The organism is Bacillus sp. Bvel1 (assembly GCF_014872755.1).
GTDB lineage: Bacteria > Bacillota > Bacilli > Bacillales > Bacillaceae > Bacillus > Bacillus velezensis.
The window spans coordinates 876,384-892,651 of record NZ_JAAOBZ010000007.1; the positions used below are offsets into that span (position 1 = coordinate 876,384).

The 16,268-nt window shown below is 47.3% G+C and carries 17 protein-coding genes; 1 reads left to right on the forward strand and 16 read right to left on the reverse strand.

The window, feature by feature from the left end; translation table 11 throughout:
• Positions 1 to 47 precede the first annotated feature (47 nt).
• The 12 genes from HAP68_RS13600 to sppA all read right to left on the reverse strand — a co-directional run bounded on the left by HAP68_RS13600 (position 48) and on the right by sppA (position 10,402).
• Positions 48 to 815, reverse strand: coding sequence for an SDR family oxidoreductase (locus tag HAP68_RS13600; protein WP_003152431.1), 768 nt, complete (start codon positions 813 to 815; stop codon positions 48 to 50).
• 137 nt (positions 816 to 952) lie between these two features.
• Positions 953 to 1,081: a hypothetical protein gene (locus tag HAP68_RS19655; protein ID WP_003152430.1), complete on the reverse strand. Its 129-nt coding sequence runs from the start codon at positions 1,079 to 1,081 to the stop codon at positions 953 to 955.
• A 74-nt stretch (positions 1,082 to 1,155) separates the two neighbouring features.
• On the reverse strand, positions 1,156 to 2,532 hold the full coding sequence (argH, locus tag HAP68_RS13605) for an argininosuccinate lyase (protein WP_003152429.1): 1,377 nt from the start codon (positions 2,530 to 2,532) through the stop codon (positions 1,156 to 1,158).
• Positions 2,529 to 3,740 carry an argininosuccinate synthase gene (locus HAP68_RS13610; RefSeq protein ID WP_003152428.1) on the reverse strand — a complete coding sequence of 404 codons (1,212 nt, stop codon included), beginning with the start codon at positions 3,738 to 3,740 and terminating at the stop codon, positions 2,529 to 2,531. Before HAP68_RS13610 ends, argH begins: the two co-directional genes overlap by 4 nt.
• 151 nt (positions 3,741 to 3,891) lie before the next feature.
• Positions 3,892 to 4,404 (reverse strand): MogA/MoaB family molybdenum cofactor biosynthesis protein, encoded by a 513-nt coding sequence (locus tag HAP68_RS13615; RefSeq protein WP_003152427.1) that lies wholly within the window; start codon positions 4,402 to 4,404, stop codon positions 3,892 to 3,894.
• Between the two features lie 99 nt (positions 4,405 to 4,503).
• Positions 4,504 to 5,691: an acetate kinase gene (locus HAP68_RS13620; RefSeq protein WP_003152426.1), complete on the reverse strand. Its 1,188-nt coding sequence runs from the start codon at positions 5,689 to 5,691 to the stop codon at positions 4,504 to 4,506.
• Positions 5,692 to 6,014: 323 nt separating this feature from the next.
• A complete protein-coding gene (locus HAP68_RS13625; RefSeq protein WP_041482378.1) occupies positions 6,015 to 6,989 on the reverse strand; it encodes a class I SAM-dependent methyltransferase in 975 nt (324 codons plus the stop codon).
• Positions 6,990 to 7,050: 61 nt separating this feature from the next.
• Positions 7,051 to 7,554, reverse strand: coding sequence for a thiol peroxidase (gene tpx / locus HAP68_RS13630; protein WP_007408050.1), 504 nt, complete (start codon positions 7,552 to 7,554; stop codon positions 7,051 to 7,053).
• A gap of 115 nt (positions 7,555 to 7,669) precedes the next feature.
• Positions 7,670 to 8,110, reverse strand: a complete 441-nt coding sequence (gene ytfJ, locus HAP68_RS13635) for a GerW family sporulation protein (protein ID WP_003152423.1) — start codon at positions 8,108 to 8,110, stop codon at positions 7,670 to 7,672.
• A gap of 12 nt (positions 8,111 to 8,122) precedes the next feature.
• Complete coding sequence (locus tag HAP68_RS13640; RefSeq protein WP_003152422.1) at positions 8,123 to 8,812, reverse strand: DUF2953 domain-containing protein; 690 nt, start codon at positions 8,810 to 8,812, stop codon at positions 8,123 to 8,125.
• A gap of 77 nt (positions 8,813 to 8,889) precedes the next feature.
• On the reverse strand, positions 8,890 to 9,381 hold the full coding sequence (locus HAP68_RS13645) for an RDD family protein (RefSeq protein WP_007408048.1): 492 nt from the start codon (positions 9,379 to 9,381) through the stop codon (positions 8,890 to 8,892).
• 13 nt (positions 9,382 to 9,394) lie between these two features.
• A complete protein-coding gene (gene sppA / locus HAP68_RS13650) occupies positions 9,395 to 10,402 on the reverse strand; it encodes a signal peptide peptidase SppA (RefSeq protein ID WP_003152419.1) in 1,008 nt (335 codons plus the stop codon).
• Between the two features lie 181 nt (positions 10,403 to 10,583).
• On the opposite strand from sppA, the gene HAP68_RS13655 reads away from it, so the two are divergent.
• Positions 10,584 to 11,390, forward strand: a complete 807-nt coding sequence (locus HAP68_RS13655) for an NAD kinase (protein ID WP_003152418.1) — start codon at positions 10,584 to 10,586, stop codon at positions 11,388 to 11,390.
• A 16-nt stretch (positions 11,391 to 11,406) separates the two neighbouring features.
• Here HAP68_RS13655 and HAP68_RS13660 read toward each other — a convergent pair whose 3' ends face one another.
• The 4 genes from HAP68_RS13660 to thiI form a co-directional block, all read right to left on the reverse strand.
• Positions 11,407 to 13,002 (reverse strand): amidohydrolase, encoded by a 1,596-nt coding sequence (locus tag HAP68_RS13660; RefSeq protein WP_024085685.1) that lies wholly within the window; start codon positions 13,000 to 13,002, stop codon positions 11,407 to 11,409.
• 23 nt (positions 13,003 to 13,025) lie between these two features.
• Complete coding sequence (gene mbcS / locus HAP68_RS13665) at positions 13,026 to 14,612, reverse strand: acyl-CoA synthetase MbcS (protein ID WP_015387856.1); 1,587 nt, start codon at positions 14,610 to 14,612, stop codon at positions 13,026 to 13,028.
• Between the two features lie 148 nt (positions 14,613 to 14,760).
• The gene (locus tag HAP68_RS13670; protein ID WP_007408043.1) at positions 14,761 to 14,982 is read right to left on the reverse strand and encodes an alpha/beta-type small acid-soluble spore protein; all 222 of its coding nucleotides are present in this window, start codon (positions 14,980 to 14,982) and stop codon (positions 14,761 to 14,763) included.
• An 80-nt stretch (positions 14,983 to 15,062) separates the two neighbouring features.
• Entirely contained in the window at positions 15,063 to 16,268 is a 1,206-nt protein-coding gene (gene thiI, locus HAP68_RS13675; RefSeq protein ID WP_014305575.1) for a tRNA uracil 4-sulfurtransferase ThiI, read from the reverse strand.

Sequence of the window (16,268 nt, forward strand, 5' to 3'; positions counted from 1 at the left end):
TAAAAAATTAATATTTATCAAGTTCCCTTTTTGACAAACGAAAAAACTTACAGGGATTGATGCCTGTTAATCACATTCAGCCCGCCTGTTGCTTCAATGACCGTTCCGGTTACAAGATCGGAATCTTCTTCACATAAAAACGCGATGATTCTCGCAATATCCTCTCCGGTTCCGGACCTGCCGATCGGCGTCTTTTCTTTGCCGATTTTCCGTCTTGCTTCCTCTATAGACGCTTCTTTCATATCTCCTACAATATCACCCGGGCAGACCATATTGGCTGTAATGCCTGATTCGGCTTCTTCAATCGCAATGGTTTTCGTTAACGAAGCCAATCCGACTTTAGCCGCTCCGAAAGCGGAACGGTGAAGCCAGCCGGGGGCATGGTCCGCTCCTTGAAAACCGTATGTAATAATCCGGCCGAAGCGCTGCTGTCTCATGACCGGGATAACCGCTTTAAACAGATGGAAAACGGCGCTTAAATTCCCTTCAAGCATGCCATACCATTCGTCATCGGAGTAATCGGCAAGCTTTTTGCGCTCAAATATGTACGGCCCGGCATTGTTAATCAGTATGTCAATCCTTCCAAACCGCTGAAGGGCTGCATCGGCGATCCGCATGAGATCTTCTTTCCGGGTTACATCGCCCTTAACGAATTGCAATCTGTCATGGCACCCGGGATAATCCGCCTTCAGACAAGCGACCGCTTCTTCGTCCTGTCTGTAATTCACTGTGACAGAAAAGCCTTTTTCCAGAAGCATTTCAGTCACTTTTCGGCCCAATCCCTTTGTACCGGCAGTGATTAGAGCATGTCGCACATTGAATACCCTCCCCAGGCAACGTAGCCGCTTCAATAAAATCAAGACGTTTCTCCCTCTACTTTACTATAAACAAACGGCAATATCACTTTTTTGCACTTCGTCCGCACGAAAAAAAAGCCGTCTTTACAGACAGCTTAATTTTCTGAAGGAGCAGAGGCTTCCTCCATGCCGACATAACCGCTTTGGTATGCCTCTGAGATAAGCCTGGCCGTTTCTTCACTTTCTTTTTCATCATAGATGTAACGGTCTTGTTCTTTGCGCATTCCTTCTACCTCCCATCTTTTATAGATGTAGGGTGTCTGATATGACGGGAAAATATGAAGGAAATTTCAGCAAATTAAATGCCGGCGCAGGCTTTTGCTTTTACGAGCGCCTGTTCTACCTGCTGAAAACCCGTTCCGCCGGCGCTCATTCTTTTTTCAACCGCATGATGCGGATCGAGCACGGTATAGATATCTTCTTCAAAGAGACTGCTGGCTTGAAGGAATTCTTCAAATGCCATGTCACTTAAATAGATTCCTTTTTCAATACAGCTGTACACAAGCTTGCCGACCACTTCATGCGCTTCTCTGAACGGCATGCCTTTTTTAGCTAAATAATCGGCAAGTTCCGTCGCGTTTGAAAAATCTTGTTTTGTCGCTTGTTTCATGATGTCTTTGTTTACTTTCATCGTTTCAATCATGCCCGTGAAAATCTGAAGGCTTCCTTCAACGGTTTTTACTGTGTCAAACATGCCTTCTTTATCTTCCTGCAGGTCTTTGTTGTAAGCGAGCGGGAGTCCTTTCATAATTGTGAAAAGACCCATCATATCACCGTATACGCGTCCGGTTTTACCGCGGATCAGCTCCGCCATGTCGGGGTTTTTCTTCTGCGGCATCATGCTGCTTCCCGTCGCGTACGTATCATCCAGTTCAATGAATCTGAATTCCTGCGAGCACCATAGAATGATTTCTTCTGACAAACGTGAAAGGTGCATCATCAGCATGCTGCTGCCGCTTAAAAACTCGAGAATAAAATCTCTGTCACTGACTCCGTCAAGACTGTTCTCGTAAATGGAGTCAAAACCGAGCAGCTCCGCCGAATAGTTACGGTCTATCGGAAACGTAGTTCCGGCAAGCGCCCCGCATCCGAGCGGCGATATGTTAATCCGCTTCATAGCATCCCGAAAACGCTCTTTATCCCGTTCAAGCATCCAAAAATAAGCAAGCAGATGGTGGGCGAAAGAAATCGGCTGGGCCCGCTGCAAATGGGTGTACCCCGGCAGAATGGTCTCGACATTGGCCTCCGCTTTTTCGATCAGCGCTTTTTGGAACTGTTCAATCAGCACGATGATATGCGAGACATGATCTTTCAAATATAGATGCATGTCGGTCGCCACCTGGTCATTCCGGCTTCTGCCTGTATGGAGCTTTCCGCCTAGCGGTCCGATTTCTTCAATCAGCATTTTTTCAATGTTCAAATGAATATCTTCATAATCAACAGAGAATTCAAGCGTTCCTTCCTCAGCTTTTTGCAGGAGAGTCTGCAGCCCTTGACGGATGGCACCTTCTTCTTCTTCCGTCAGAATGCCGCATTTTTTCAGCATTGCCGCATGAGCGAGAGACCCTGTAATATCCTCTTTGACTAAGTTTTGGTCGAATGTGATGGATGCGCCGAACTCATCGACCCACTTTTCCGGTGTTTTTTGAAAACGGCCTCCCCAAAGCTTCTTCATGCTTCAATCTGCTCCTTCTTTTTCACAATGCTGTTTACTTTTGTCGGCAGCCCCCAAAGCTCAATGAAACCGATTGCCGCGTGATGGTCAAACGCATCGTCTTTTGTATATGTCGCAAGTTTTTCATCGTAGAGTGAATATTCCGACTTACGTCCTTCTACAATGGCATGGCCTTTAAACAGCTTGACGCGCACGACGCCGGTGACATGCTTTTGGGTTTCTTTCAGGAATGCAAGCAGCGCGTCTTTTAACGGCGAGAACCATAAACCGTTATAGATGATTTCAGACAGTTTTTGTTCAATTGCCGGTTTGAAATGGGCCACTTCTTTCACTAAAGTCAGATCCTCAAGCTCTTTGTGAGCCGTAATCAAAGTCATGGCGCCCGGGCACTCATAAACTTCACGGGACTTAATGCCGACCAGGCGGTTTTCCACATGGTCAATCCGGCCGATGCCGTGTTTTCCGGCAGTCTCGTTCAGCTTGAGAATTAAATCAGCGAGCGGGTAGGTTACGCCGTCGATTGAAACCGGAACACCGGCTTCAAATGCGATTTCGATGATTTCCGGAACGTCCGGCGTGTTTTCAAGAGATGCTGTCAGGTCATATGCCCCTTCAGGCGGCGCCGCCCACGGATCTTCTAATATACCGCATTCATTGGCGCGTCCCCATAGGTTCTGGTCGATGGAATACGGGCTGTCAAGATTGATCGGAATCGGTATGCCGCGGCTTGCGGCGTATTCAATTTCTTCTTCACGCGACCATTGCCACTCACGGACCGGAGCAATGACCTCCAGATCAGGATTTAATGATTTAATGGATACTTCGAAACGAACCTGATCGTTTCCTTTTCCCGTGCAGCCGTGCGCTACGGCCACCGCGTTTTCCTTTTCCGCCACTTCCACGAGTTTTTTCGCGATTAACGGACGGGATAGTGCAGATACGAGCGGATACTTGCCTTCATACATTGTATGGGCCTGCATAGAAATGAGCGCGTACTCCCGGGCGAATTCTTCTTTCGCATCAATCACATAGGAATTTACGGCGCCAACTTCCAGCGCTTTTTGCTGAACGAATGCCAAATCCTTTCCTTCCCCAACATCTAAGCAGCAGGCAACAACATCGTATCCCTGTTCTTGCAGCCATTTTATCGCTACAGAAGTATCAAGACCTCCTGAGTATGCCAATACAACCTTTTTTTGTTCTGCCATGTTAAAAGCTCCCTTTGTATAAAAATTAGTTTTAATTAATAAAAATGCATTTTGTATGTATACACTGTAACAAGTAAATTCTGTTTTTTCAAGCCTTTTATAAAAAAAACCCCACCCAATTTTTTGAGCGGAGCAGAGCCTTTTTATACATTTATAAATCTTTTCGGATTTCCCGGAGCACATGAGGCAGTTCAGGAATAATCAGTTTACTCATTGCAAGCTTTACGGCGCCTGAGGAGCCGGGCGTGCAGAAGACTGCGGTATTTCGGATCACACCCGCTGCCGCTCTGGACAAAATGGCGGCGGAGCCGATGTCCTCCGTATAGCTCAGCATGCGGAACAGCTCGCCGAACCCCGGGAGTTCTTTTGAAAACAGCGGCGTGACCGCTTCAATTGTGACATCCCTTTCGGCAATGCCCGTCCCTCCGTTTAACAGCACCGCATCTGTATATTCATCCATACAGCCGGATAAAACGGCTTTCTGCAATTCATCTTTTTCATCTTTTACAATGTCATAAGCGACCGTTTCAAATCCCGCTTCTCTGATGAAATCCATCATGACGCGCCCGCTTTTGTCGGTTTCTTTCGTTCTCGTGTCGCTGACTGTTATCACCTTGCAGCGCACGGCTGACGGGGCTTCTTGTTTATGTTCATGCACACTCATTGCTTCACCTCATCGTTTATGTATTAAACATATCGTAACGTTTGATTCTGGGGCATTCAATAAAAAAGCACACCCTAAAGGATGTGCTTTTTTCGATCATTACTGTGCAAGACGGACAACGTCACGTGCGATCATGACCTCTTCGTCAGTCGGAATGATGATGACTTTGACAGGAGAGTGAGGGTAGCTGATAAACGCTTCCTCGCCGCGCACGTTGTTCAGCGCAGGATCCCAATATACACCCATGAATTCTAAGCCGCGAAGCACGCGTTCTCTGACTTCAACGCTGTTTTCACCGATACCCGCAGTGAAAATAATCGCGTCAACGCCGCTCATTCTCGCAGCGTAAGAACCGATGTATTTATGGATTCTGCTCGCAAACACTTCAAGAGCCGTTTCCGCTCTTTCGTTTCCTTCTTTTGAAGCTTCTACGATATCGCGGAGGTCGCTTGAGAAACCGGATATGCCAAGCAGTCCGCTCTTTTTATTTAATGTATTTAATACTTCATCTGCCGTCTGATCCGTTTTTTCCATAATGTACGGGATCAATGCAGGGTCGATGTTTCCTGAACGTGTTCCCATCGCAACACCCGCAAGCGGTGTGAAGCCCATTGACGTATCAATGGATTTTCCGCCTTCTACGGCCGCGATACTTGCGCCGTTACCGAGGTGGCAGGAAATCAGACGCAAATCTTCAAGCGGGCGGCCGAGAAGCTCAGCTGCGCGCTGTGTCACGTATTTATGAGAAGTGCCGTGGAAACCGTATTTGCGGATGCCGTATTTCTCGTAGTATTCGTACGGAAGGCTGTACAGGTAAGATTGCTCAGGCATCGTTTGGTGGAACGCCGTATCAAACACTGCAACCGCAGGCACATCCGGAAGCACTTCTTTAAAGGCTTTAATGCCGACGATGTTAGCCGGGTTATGAAGCGGCGCAAGTTCTGAAATCTCTTCAATCTCACGGATTGTTTCATCCGTAAGCAAAACAGAATCGCTGAATTTTTCTCCGCCGTGAACCACACGGTGGCCGATTCCGTCAATTTCGTTTAAATCCTTTATAATACCGAATTCAGTCAGCTTGTGAAGCAGCATCTTCACCGCAACCGCATGATCCGGAATATCTGTCACTTCTGTATTTTTTTCGCCGTTAACAGAGATAGTGAAAACGCTGTCGGCGATACCGATCCGTTCTACTAAACCTTTTGTTAGCACCTTTTCTGAAGGCATTTCGAATAACTGAAATTTTAAAGATGAGCTTCCTGCGTTAATTGCAATAATTTTAGACATAAATGACGCTCCTATCAAAATTCTTCTTCGTTTGTTCGTTCTTTTTTCCCAGACCATAACTGCGGTCCAAAAAATATCTGACTTTTCCATTTAAACATTGTCAACTCAGCATTTCAAGTCAACATCCACATTGGTACCGCTTACAATACGAAGTCGATATTTTCTGATAAATCTCATTTGTGCCAAATGGACGGCACGGCCTTACGGAATGTTATTTTCTTTCCTTAATTTGTGTTTTCGCCCTGATTTCCATTCATTTTAAAAAGCGAAAAGCAGCGCGGAATTTTGCGTCTCACACTGCTTTTTCGCCATTATTTTTCTTTTTAAATCCACTGATCCAATTTTGCCATCATCTCCCGCATCGCCTGCTGGTTCGCAAAAGAAGGAAGATTCGCCAAAAGCGCTTGTTTCGGCGGCTTTGCGTCTTCGCCTTTTTTCTGCAGGATTAAAATGCTCTTTGCCTGCGCTTCATCTTTAAACATAGTAGCCGGCAGCTGAAGCAGGGCGTTGATATATACTTTTTCCGCAAAAAACCGCTTCAGTTTATCGCTTTGCGCGCTGTCAAACAGATGGTTCGGAATCATAAAAAATAAGTATCCGCCCGGTTTTGTATGTTTGACGCTCTGCTCAATAAATAAGTGGTGGGCAAATGAGTGGCCTTCATCCGCTTTCAGCTCAAACGCTTCAGCGCCTTCGTCATTGGGATAGTAGCCGACCGGCAAATCGCAGATAACCGCATCGGCCGGTTCGATAAATAACGGCTGAAGACTGTCCTGGCAGAACAGCTCCATTTCTTTTTCCTGCAGATTCGCCTGCGCATATGCGATCTTCAGAAGGACATCGTCGATTTCAATGCCGAAGCTTTTTCCCGCTTTGTCAGAAAGCTGGTTTGCCGCGGTCAGCAGAAGATTTCCGGTGCCGCAGGCGGGGTCCAGCAACGTCAGGCCTTTTCGGCCGCCCGTAAATTTATTCACGAGGTAACTGATGAAAAGGCCGATCGTATCAGGCGTCATCTGTCTGTTCGGATGGGACTTATCTTTCAGTCCTTTTAAAATGGCGAGCTGGAACGCCTTGCGGATCCATTCATGCTCCCATTTTCTGAAGTCTGCTTTCGCAAGCAGGCTTTTAAGCTCGCCGGTTTGTTTTTCCTGAAGCGAAAGCTGGTCCGTTGTTTCAAGAAAATACATCTCTCCCGCCTCCGCAAGCCCCTCAATATAAGAAATCTCAAGGCCTTCTGCTATCACTTGGGCGGCTTCATCTAAAAGTTCATAAATCTGACCGACATGATCGTGTTGCATGCTGTTTCCTCCTTGCCATGAAAAGAGCTCCGCGGCAGCACCCGGAGCTCTTTTTCCCTCTTTACTTGATTAACGCTTTTGCAGCTTCGATAGGCTTTTCATAATTCGGGTGGTTTGTCGCTTCGCTTACGTATTCCGCGTAAACGACTTTTCCGTCCTGATCAAGGACGAATACGGAACGCGCCAAAAGACGAAGTTCTTTGATGTAAACACCGAATGCTTCACCAAATGACATCTCTTTATGATCCGATAATGTTTCCACTTTATCAATTCCGTTCGCTCCGCACCAGCGCGCTTGTGCAAACGGAAGGTCGGCGCTGATTGTATAAACGTTCACATCACCGAGTTTTGCGGCTTCTTCGTTGAAGCGGCGTGTCTGCGCATCACATACGCCTGTGTCAATGGAAGGAATAACGGATATGATCGTTACTTTCCCTTTCATATCTGCTAATGTCTTCTCTTCTAATCCGTTTGTCAAAACCGTGAAGTCAGGAGCTTGGTCACCCGGTTTCACTTCTTGTCCGATCAGCGTCACGGCTCCGCCTTTAAATGTAATTTCAGCCATTCTGATTCCTCCCTTTATCTATGTATAGCTCTATCATAGTCGAGTTTTATGCAAACTGCAAAGGTTATGCCGCATCGTAAAAAAAGCTAACTGCGGGCGGCAGTTAACTTTTCTGTTATAAATCGATATCCGTTCTTTTTTGGTTCCGGCCTTTTTCATTCTTTTTAAACATATGCTGGATGCGTTCAATCGTTTGAGGCGCGGAGTCTAACAGTTTATCAATCAGATGGGTGTTTTCGTCTAAATGAAGCATACGCACGCCGTTTGTTCCGACAATCAGAAACGCAATCGGCGTAATGGATACTCCGCCGCCGCTTCCGCCGCCGAACGGGAGTTTCTGCTCTTTTCTTTCATCATCATCGGTTCTTTTTTCAGCCGGCTTTCCTCCAAACTCGCTTCCGCCCGCCGCAAATCCGAATCCGACCTTTGAAACCGTTAAGATTACGCTGCCGTCAGGCGTTTCAACAGGGTCGCCGATGATTGTATTCACGTCAATCATTTCTTTTAAATTTTCCATAGCGGTTTTCATTAAACCTTGAATGGGGTGGTCTGCCATATGCGCTCCTCCTTAAACTGATGAATCATTCTTTGAAGCAACCGGAACCGGCTGTTTCTTTCGTATGATAGAAAGTCCGTTCCGCCCGTATTTGAGCAATTTGAAAGCTGCACCTATAAGATGTCCAAAACGAAAAAAGAATATACACTGCAAATGCGTCTTGGATGCAGGCACTTGAAAAGACGGAATGACTTCGCACACCGGTTTATGTATGAAACGCAGATGATCATACAGCATCGCCGTAAGGCCTCCCTTTACGGCCCACAATCCGCCGGCGGCGATTCCCGTAACGGCGGCGTCCTTTATTCCGATAACCGTCACCCATTCAAACTTCGTAACACGGACTCCCGCAAGAAATGAGGCGGCGATTTGGCGCATCTGCAAGACTTGGTGCAGAATCATTTCTATTCTGTGAATGCTCTGTTTGACATCTTCATATGTGATTTTTTTCTTCTCTTTTTTCTGACCTTTCATTTCTGATTTCGTGTCCTGTTTGACATCAATAGACGCGTCTTCGCTGTTTACTTTAATGACGGGCAGCGTTTTTTTAAAACGGACCAACCCGTATAAGGCCGAGAGTTTAAACGTCAGTTTGTCGTTATCTTTATCGTGAAGATATTCGAAAGTCAGATGGATTTTCATCCTCATGAGCAGCCAGACCAAAATGAGAATGAGAATAACAGCTGCTGCGGCATATCCCATAGGCTTCACTTCCTTAGCAGCATTATCGCCAAAACCAAAAAAAATAAACCCGGACGTTTATTCCGGGTTTACTGCTTTTATTTGCGGTACAGCGCTTCGTGAATCACCGTTGTGTCGGCGATCAGATCGTGAATGCCCTGCTTTTTGGGCGTAAACGCAATGACGATATAGAGAATCCAGATTTTATCGATATAACGCCCCACCGCTTCTCTGAAAATGACGGTGCTCCAAGTCAGCGGCTTTCCGGGCGTCAAAGAAGTGACCTTTAACCCGAAGACCATCTTGCCGAGTGTCTGATGAAACCATTTCGTCATGAACACAAAATAGGCGAGGTAGACGATCAGGGTTGTGACGGAATAAGCTGAGATTGTAAACATTCCGCTTGTTGCCGGGAGCTTCATCAGCGTGAAAATCGGTGAAACGATGAGATGGTTAAGTCCCCAGACCACCAGCCAATCAAGAAGAAACGCCCAAAACCTGATCCAAAAGCCCGCATATGCCTGCTCGGGCGCCCTCTGTTGTTCGGCTTCCTCTTCTTTGCCGTGAAAGCCTTCGTAAGTCGCGTCCATTCTTTCTTCCCCCCTACTTTGCATAGAGATACATCATCCGCGGCGAACCGGATTGCGAAATGAGTTCTTTCATATTCAGAAAATCAATTTCGCTTTTAAACATTTTCGCTGCGCTCATGGAAAAGAGCGAGCCTAATCCGAATCCTTCCTCGTATGTGATGACTGAAGCGTTTTTCATATTTTTATGGTCCTTTTTCATCGCGCTGATCGTATCATCGTAAAAACCGAGCTCATCAACGAGGCCGATTTTTTTCGCTTGTCTGCCGTCGTAAACACGGCCGTCGGCAATTTTTTTTACATCCGCTTTTGACATGTGCCGGCCTTTTGAAATGACATTGACAAATCCTTCATAAGAATCGTTGACCATTGTCTGCATGATCTTTCTTTCTTCCTTCGTCATGTCGCGGGTCGGGGACATGATGTCTTTATGCGCGCCGCTTTTAATGGTTTCAAACTTGATGCCGAGTTCATCGGCGAGCTTGGAATAATTGACGCTTTCCATGATGACGCCCAGTGAACCCGTGAGCGTTTCCGGTGAAGCATAGATTTTATCGGCGGCCGTTGAAATATAGTAGCCTCCCGATGCCGCCATGGAGCCCATGGATACATAAATCGGTTTCTTCGTTTCTTTCTTTAGTTCTTCCAGTTTTTTATGTATTTCCGCGCTTTCGTACACGCCTCCGCCCGGGGAATTGATTTTCAGTACAATTCCTTTGACGCTTTTATCTTCTTTCGCACGCTCAACCTGTTTTAAAAATGATCTGTGATCATACCCGCCTGAGCTGAGCAGGCCAGCGGACCCGCCGTTATCCTCAATCGTGCCGTCCACTTCAAGCACGGCGATTTTACTGCCGGGGCTGCCCTTATCCAGCGTCACTTCCTCTGTGTCATCTGTCAGTGATGCAAAGTCAGACCCTGTATCTCCGATATTCTTCAGCACCCCGACGGTCACACTTGCAATGACCGATACGCCGAAAATGCCGAGCGCGATGACGAGCGCAATCCATCTTTTTGCATTCATTTGTTCTCCTCCTTTTCTGTCAATATTCGTACGTTCCCCCGTAAAAAAAGATTCATTTTTTTCATGAAGCGCTTTCTCTTAACGGATAAACAGGAAACATGTTACACTATTGCCACAGGTATTTTAACACAATACCTGCTGGGAGAAAAACGTAAATATGACAGCAAAGGGGAATGGGGATATGACCGATCTTCGCCGCAATGTTTATTTTTTTCACAAACAAAACAACGAAACAAAAGAACAAGTCAGCTCTTTGAAGCAGCTTGCTGAATCGCACGGTTTTACAGTTGCGGCTCACCCGGAGGATGCCGGTATTATCGCCAGCATCGGCAGCGACGGCTCATTTCTGCAAGCCGTCAGAAAAACCGGATTCCGTGATGACTGCCTGTATGTCGGCATCGCTAAAAAAGGGAAAGCCCATTTGTACTGTGATTTTCACAGCGATGAGCCTGAAAAAATGGCGGCCAGCATGACCGCGGAACAGCTTGAGGTCAGAAAATACCCGCTCATTCACGTAACGGTGGACGGCAGCAATCATTTTCACTGTTTAAACGAGGTTTCCATCCGTTCAAGCATTATTAAAACGTTTGTGATGGATGTGTTAATTGATGATCTTCATTTTGAGACGTTCAGAGGAGACGGGATGATCATTTCCACCCCGACGGGCAGCACCGCCTACAATAAGTCTGTCTCAGGCGCCGTTGTTGATCCTTTGATTTCCTGCATGCAGGTATCCGAACTGGCGTCGTTGAACAACAACACATACCGTACACTCGGATCTCCGTTTATTTTAAGCTCAGACCGGAAGCTGACACTGCAGGTGGTCCAGGACGGCAATGAGCATCCGATTATCGGGCTTGATAATGAAGCGCTCAGCACGCGGAATGTCAAAAAGGTTGAGATTACACTATCCGATAAAAAAATCAAAACGGTGAAACTGAAAGACAACTCTTTCTGGGAAAAAGTAAAGCGATCATTTTTATCATAAAAAAAGAGGACGGGCATCACTGCCTGTCCTCTTTTTCATATACGATACGGCCGCCGACGACGGTTTTGACAGCTTCCAATTCATGAAGCTTTTTCGGATCCGTCCCGAACGGATCACCGCTGAGTACGGTAAAGTCGGCATCATAGCCGGGGGCGATCCGTCCGCGGCTATGTTCTTTATGGATGATGGCCGCGCTTCCCTCCGTGTAAAGCTGAATGGCTTCGTACACGGTCAGGCACTCTTTTTCATAATAGGCCGGACCTTCCGGATGCTGCTTGCTTGTACGGAGCACAGCCGATTGAATGCCCAGAAGCGGATCGGCCGGCTCAATCGGGGCGTCTGAGCCTCCGGCGCACAGCAGCCCTTTTGACAGCAGTGTTTTCCAGGCGAAAGCCGTTTTCATCCGCTCTTCTCCGAGCCGGTCAATCACCCACGGAAAGTCACTGGCCACAAAATGCGGCTGAAGATCAAGTCCGATCGGCAGCCGGGCGGCTCTTTCAATCAATCCGGCATCTAATACTTGCGCATGAATGAGCCTGTCTAGCTGTCCGGGCTTTGCCGGGTATCTTTCGATAACATCGAGCACCTTTTCAAATGCAAGGTCGCCAATCGCGTGCACGGCGATCTCCATCCCTTTCTCTCTCGCTTTATAAACAAGAGCGGCAAGGGTCTCGTCATCGTGCACCTGAACGCCGGAAACTGACGGATCATCATGATAAGGCTTTTTCAACAGAGCGGTTCTGCCTCCGAGCGCGCCGTCAGCAAAAATTTTCATCGCTCCGTATTCCAGGTAAGGTCCGGTCGATTTATCCAGAGCGCTCCAGCTGTCGACGGCTTCGTGATGAACGAGCAGATGGGCGCGAAAAGGATAAAGGCCGCTGCCGGTTAAAGACTCGTACGCGGCAACGGGAACGGACGGGTCTCCGTAGTATGCCAGATCTTCTGAATGCCCGCCTGTCAGGCCTTTTGACCAGCAGTCCGTAATCGCCGTTTGAAGCGCGCGTTTGACATAGTGAAGTGAGACGGGCGGCAGGGCCTGTGTCACAAGCTCTTGGGCTTTATCCAGCAGAAGGCCTGTCGGACCGGTGCCGTCCCGGACGATAATCCCGCCGTTTGGATCAGGTGTTTCGTTTGTAATCCCCGCCGCGCGCAATGCGGCTGAATTAACCGCAATGGCGTGCCGGCATACCCGCTTCAGCAGGACGGGGCGGTCGGGAAAGAGCGGGTCAAGGTCATGCTTCGTGACGTAATCCGGCCGTTCAAACAGGTTTTCATCCCAGCCTTCGCCGATCAGCCATTCGCCATCTTCCAATTCACGCTCTGCTTCTTTTGCGGCCCGCAGGATCGCTTCTTTTGACGTCAGCTGCGACAAATCGAGGCGAAGCTGTTTTTCCCCATGTCCGATTAAATGCATATGACTGTCCGTAAACCCCGGGAACATGACAGCTCCATGTAAATCGATTTCCTCCGTATCAGGCGAACCGTATGTTCCTTGGAGCTCCCGATAGCTGCCCGTCTGCCTGACGACGCCTTCTTCGGTATAAACGGATTCAGTGACATGATTCTTGTCAAGCATTGTATAGATGGTGCCGCCGTGCCAAATCGCTTTCATCCCCGCTCACCCTTTATCCTGTATTATGCTTTTTTATCAGCCTTCAGCCGTTCTTCACGCTGTCTCAGTTCCACACGTCTGATTTTTGCGGACGCCGTTTTCGGCAGGCTTTCGACAAATTCAATTTCTCTCGGATATTTGTAAGGCGCCGTAATCGTTTTTACGTGGTTTTGCAGTTCTTTGACAAGTTCGTCACTGCGCTTTTCATCGTCTTGTAAAACGACATAAGCTTTTACGATTGAACCTCTGATTTCATCCGGGCTTGCCACGACTGCACATTCTTTCACTTCCGGATGCTTCACGAGCGCGTCCTCTACTTCAAAAGGCCCGATTGTATATCCGGAGCTGACGATAATGTCATCATTGCGGCTCTCAAACCAAAAGTAGCCGTCCTCGTCTTTTTTCGCGCGGTCTCCTGTAAGAAAATAATCTCCGCGAATCTGCTTTTTCGTTCTTTCGGGATCTTTATAATATTCCTTGAATAAGGCCGGTGTGCTCAAATGCACGGCGATATCGCCCGTTTCGCCTGTTTCGCATATTTCGCCCTTATCGTTTATAATCTCTACTTGATTTCCGGGGGTCGGTTTGCCCATGCTTCCCGGCTTAATATCCATATCCTTCAGGACGCCGACTAACAGGGTGCTCTCCGTTTGGCCGTATCCGTCTCTCACTTTAATACCGAAATGCTTCCGGAATACGTCAATGACTTCCCGGTTTAATGGCTCACCCGCAGAAACTGCGCTGTGAAGGGCAGAAAGATCATATTTGTCCAACTCCTCCACTTTTGCCATCAGGCGGTATTCCGTCGGGGTACAGCAGAAGACATTTACTTGATGGCGCTCCAGCAGCTCTAAATACGTCTTGGCGTTGAATCTGCCGTGATAAATGAATCCTGTCGCGCCGCTTCCCAGAACGGCGAGCAGCGGGCTCCACACCCATTTCTGCCAGCCGGGCGCCGCGGTGGCCCACACTGTATCGTCTTCGGAAATATCCAGCCATGCACCGGCTGATGTTTTTAAATGGGCAAAGGCCCAGCCGTGTGTATGTACAACGCCTTTAGGCTGGCCGGTCGTCCCTGAAGTATAGGACAAAAACGCCATGTCCTCTCTTGTTGTATCAGCTGTTTGAAAACTGTTTCCGTCCGCTTCAATCGTTAAGAGGTTTTTCCAGCCGGCATCATTTTCACCGATTGACAATGTCACCAGCTGCTCGGTATTCACCTCGTCAAATGCGTTTATAAATGAAGGATAAACGATAGCGCCTTTCACTTCGGCGTGTTTGATCCGGTATTCAAGGTCTTTGGCGCGCAGCATTTCCGAGCAAGGAATGACGACCATCCCCGCTTTTAAGATCGCTAAATAAACGGCATACGCTTCAAGCACTCTCGGAACCATGACAATCAGCTTATCGCCTTTTTCAAATCCGAGACCTTTCAGGCGGGCTCCGATTTTATTCGTTTCTTCCATCAATTTTTCATACGTCCAGACTTTCTTGCCGCCTGTTTGATCTTCCCAAATAAGCGCGTTCTTCTCTTTGGAACGGCTGAACTTTTCGATTTCATTTACAAGGTTATAGTTCTTTGGGGCGATTAAATCTTCTCGTTTTAACACGAACAACTCCTCACTTTCTTTCCCCATTATACATAAACATAGGCCATTACAATAAAAATATGCATAAATTGCTTCCAGCCTTCTATCTATACTCATGAAAAAAGAGCGGGGAATTCCCCGCTCTCTTAGCCATTATGTGAAGTTGTGATTAAAACTGCTGCTGGCTGCTTCCGCCCATGCTTTGCTGAGCAAAAGAGACAAGACGTTTTGTGATTTCTCCACCGACAGAACCGTTGGCGCGAGAAGTTGTTTCCGGTCCAAGGTTTACACCGAATTCAGAAGCGATTTCATACTTCATTTGGTCGATAGCTTGAGCAGCGCCTGGCACTAAAAGCTGGTTGCTGTTTCCGCTGTTTGATTGTTGTGACATGTGTATCACCTCCTTGTGAGTATAGAATGTGATAAAACACATGTCTTCATTCAAAAAAACTTTGGTAATTGTATACAGTTTTAAAACAGGCCGGCAAACTTATCGTGAGCTTCCTGCTCTGAGTAAACAGTGATGGTTTCGATGCCGGCAGCGGCCTCTGCAATCAGCGGTTCAAAATCAACGAAGCTTTCGAAGTGCTCGATTTTTTCTTTTTTCGGACGTGTTTTCGGACTTGGCGGCGTAAAGATGGTGCAGCAATCCTCAAACGGCTGAATGCTTGTTTCATAAGTGCCGATTTCTTTTGATTTCTCGATGATTTCTGTTTTGTCCATTCCGATTAAAGGGCGCAAAACCGGCGTTGCCGTCACGGCATTGATCGCATACATGCTTTCAAGCGTCTGGCTCGCTACCTGCCCGAGGCTTTCTCCCGTAATGATCGCGAGCGCTTTTCGTTCTTCTCTGATTCTGTCCGCGATTTGCAGCATAAGACGCCGCGTCGCCGTCATCGTATAGTTTTCCGGGATTTGTTTTTGGATGAGTTCCTGCGTCTTTGTAAACGGCACGATATGAAGCGTCATACTGCCGCCGAACTTCGCGAGGCATCCCGCGAGATCCATGACTTTCTGCTTTGCCCGTTCGCTCGTATACGGCGGACTGAAGAAATGTACGGCTTCAACTGATAATCCCCGTTTCATCGCGTAAAAACCGGCGACCGGACTGTCAAAACCGCCGGAAAGCATCAGCATCGCTTTACCCGCGGAACCGACAGGAAGGCCTCCGGCGCCTTTTTCGTTACGAATGGTCAGGAATGTCGCTTCCTCCCTGATTTCAATCCGAAGCGGAATATCGGGATTTTTCACATCGACGGTTAATCCATCCGTGTTTTTCAAAATATGGCCGCCGATTTCAGCGTTCATCGCATTCGTATCTAATTCAAACTGCTTGTAAGCCCGTTTGGTCTCGACCTTAAACGTATTCCCCGGTTTATATTCGTCTTCTATCGCGGCTAAAGCCGTTTTTTTAATGTCTTCCAGCTTGCTTTCGCATTTAATTGCGAGACTGAAACTTTGAATGCCGAATATATTCTTTAATAAGGAACAAATTTCCTCCGGATTTTCTCCATTAAGTGTAATTGACATCCGGTCCCGGTTTGAAAAGTATTTTACTTTTTTATAATCCTTTAATACCAGGCGGATATTTTGTTTTAATCTTTCAATAAAACTGCGTCTGTTTTTTCCTTTTGTGGATATTTCACCAAAACGGATTAAAATATGATCGTAATTCAT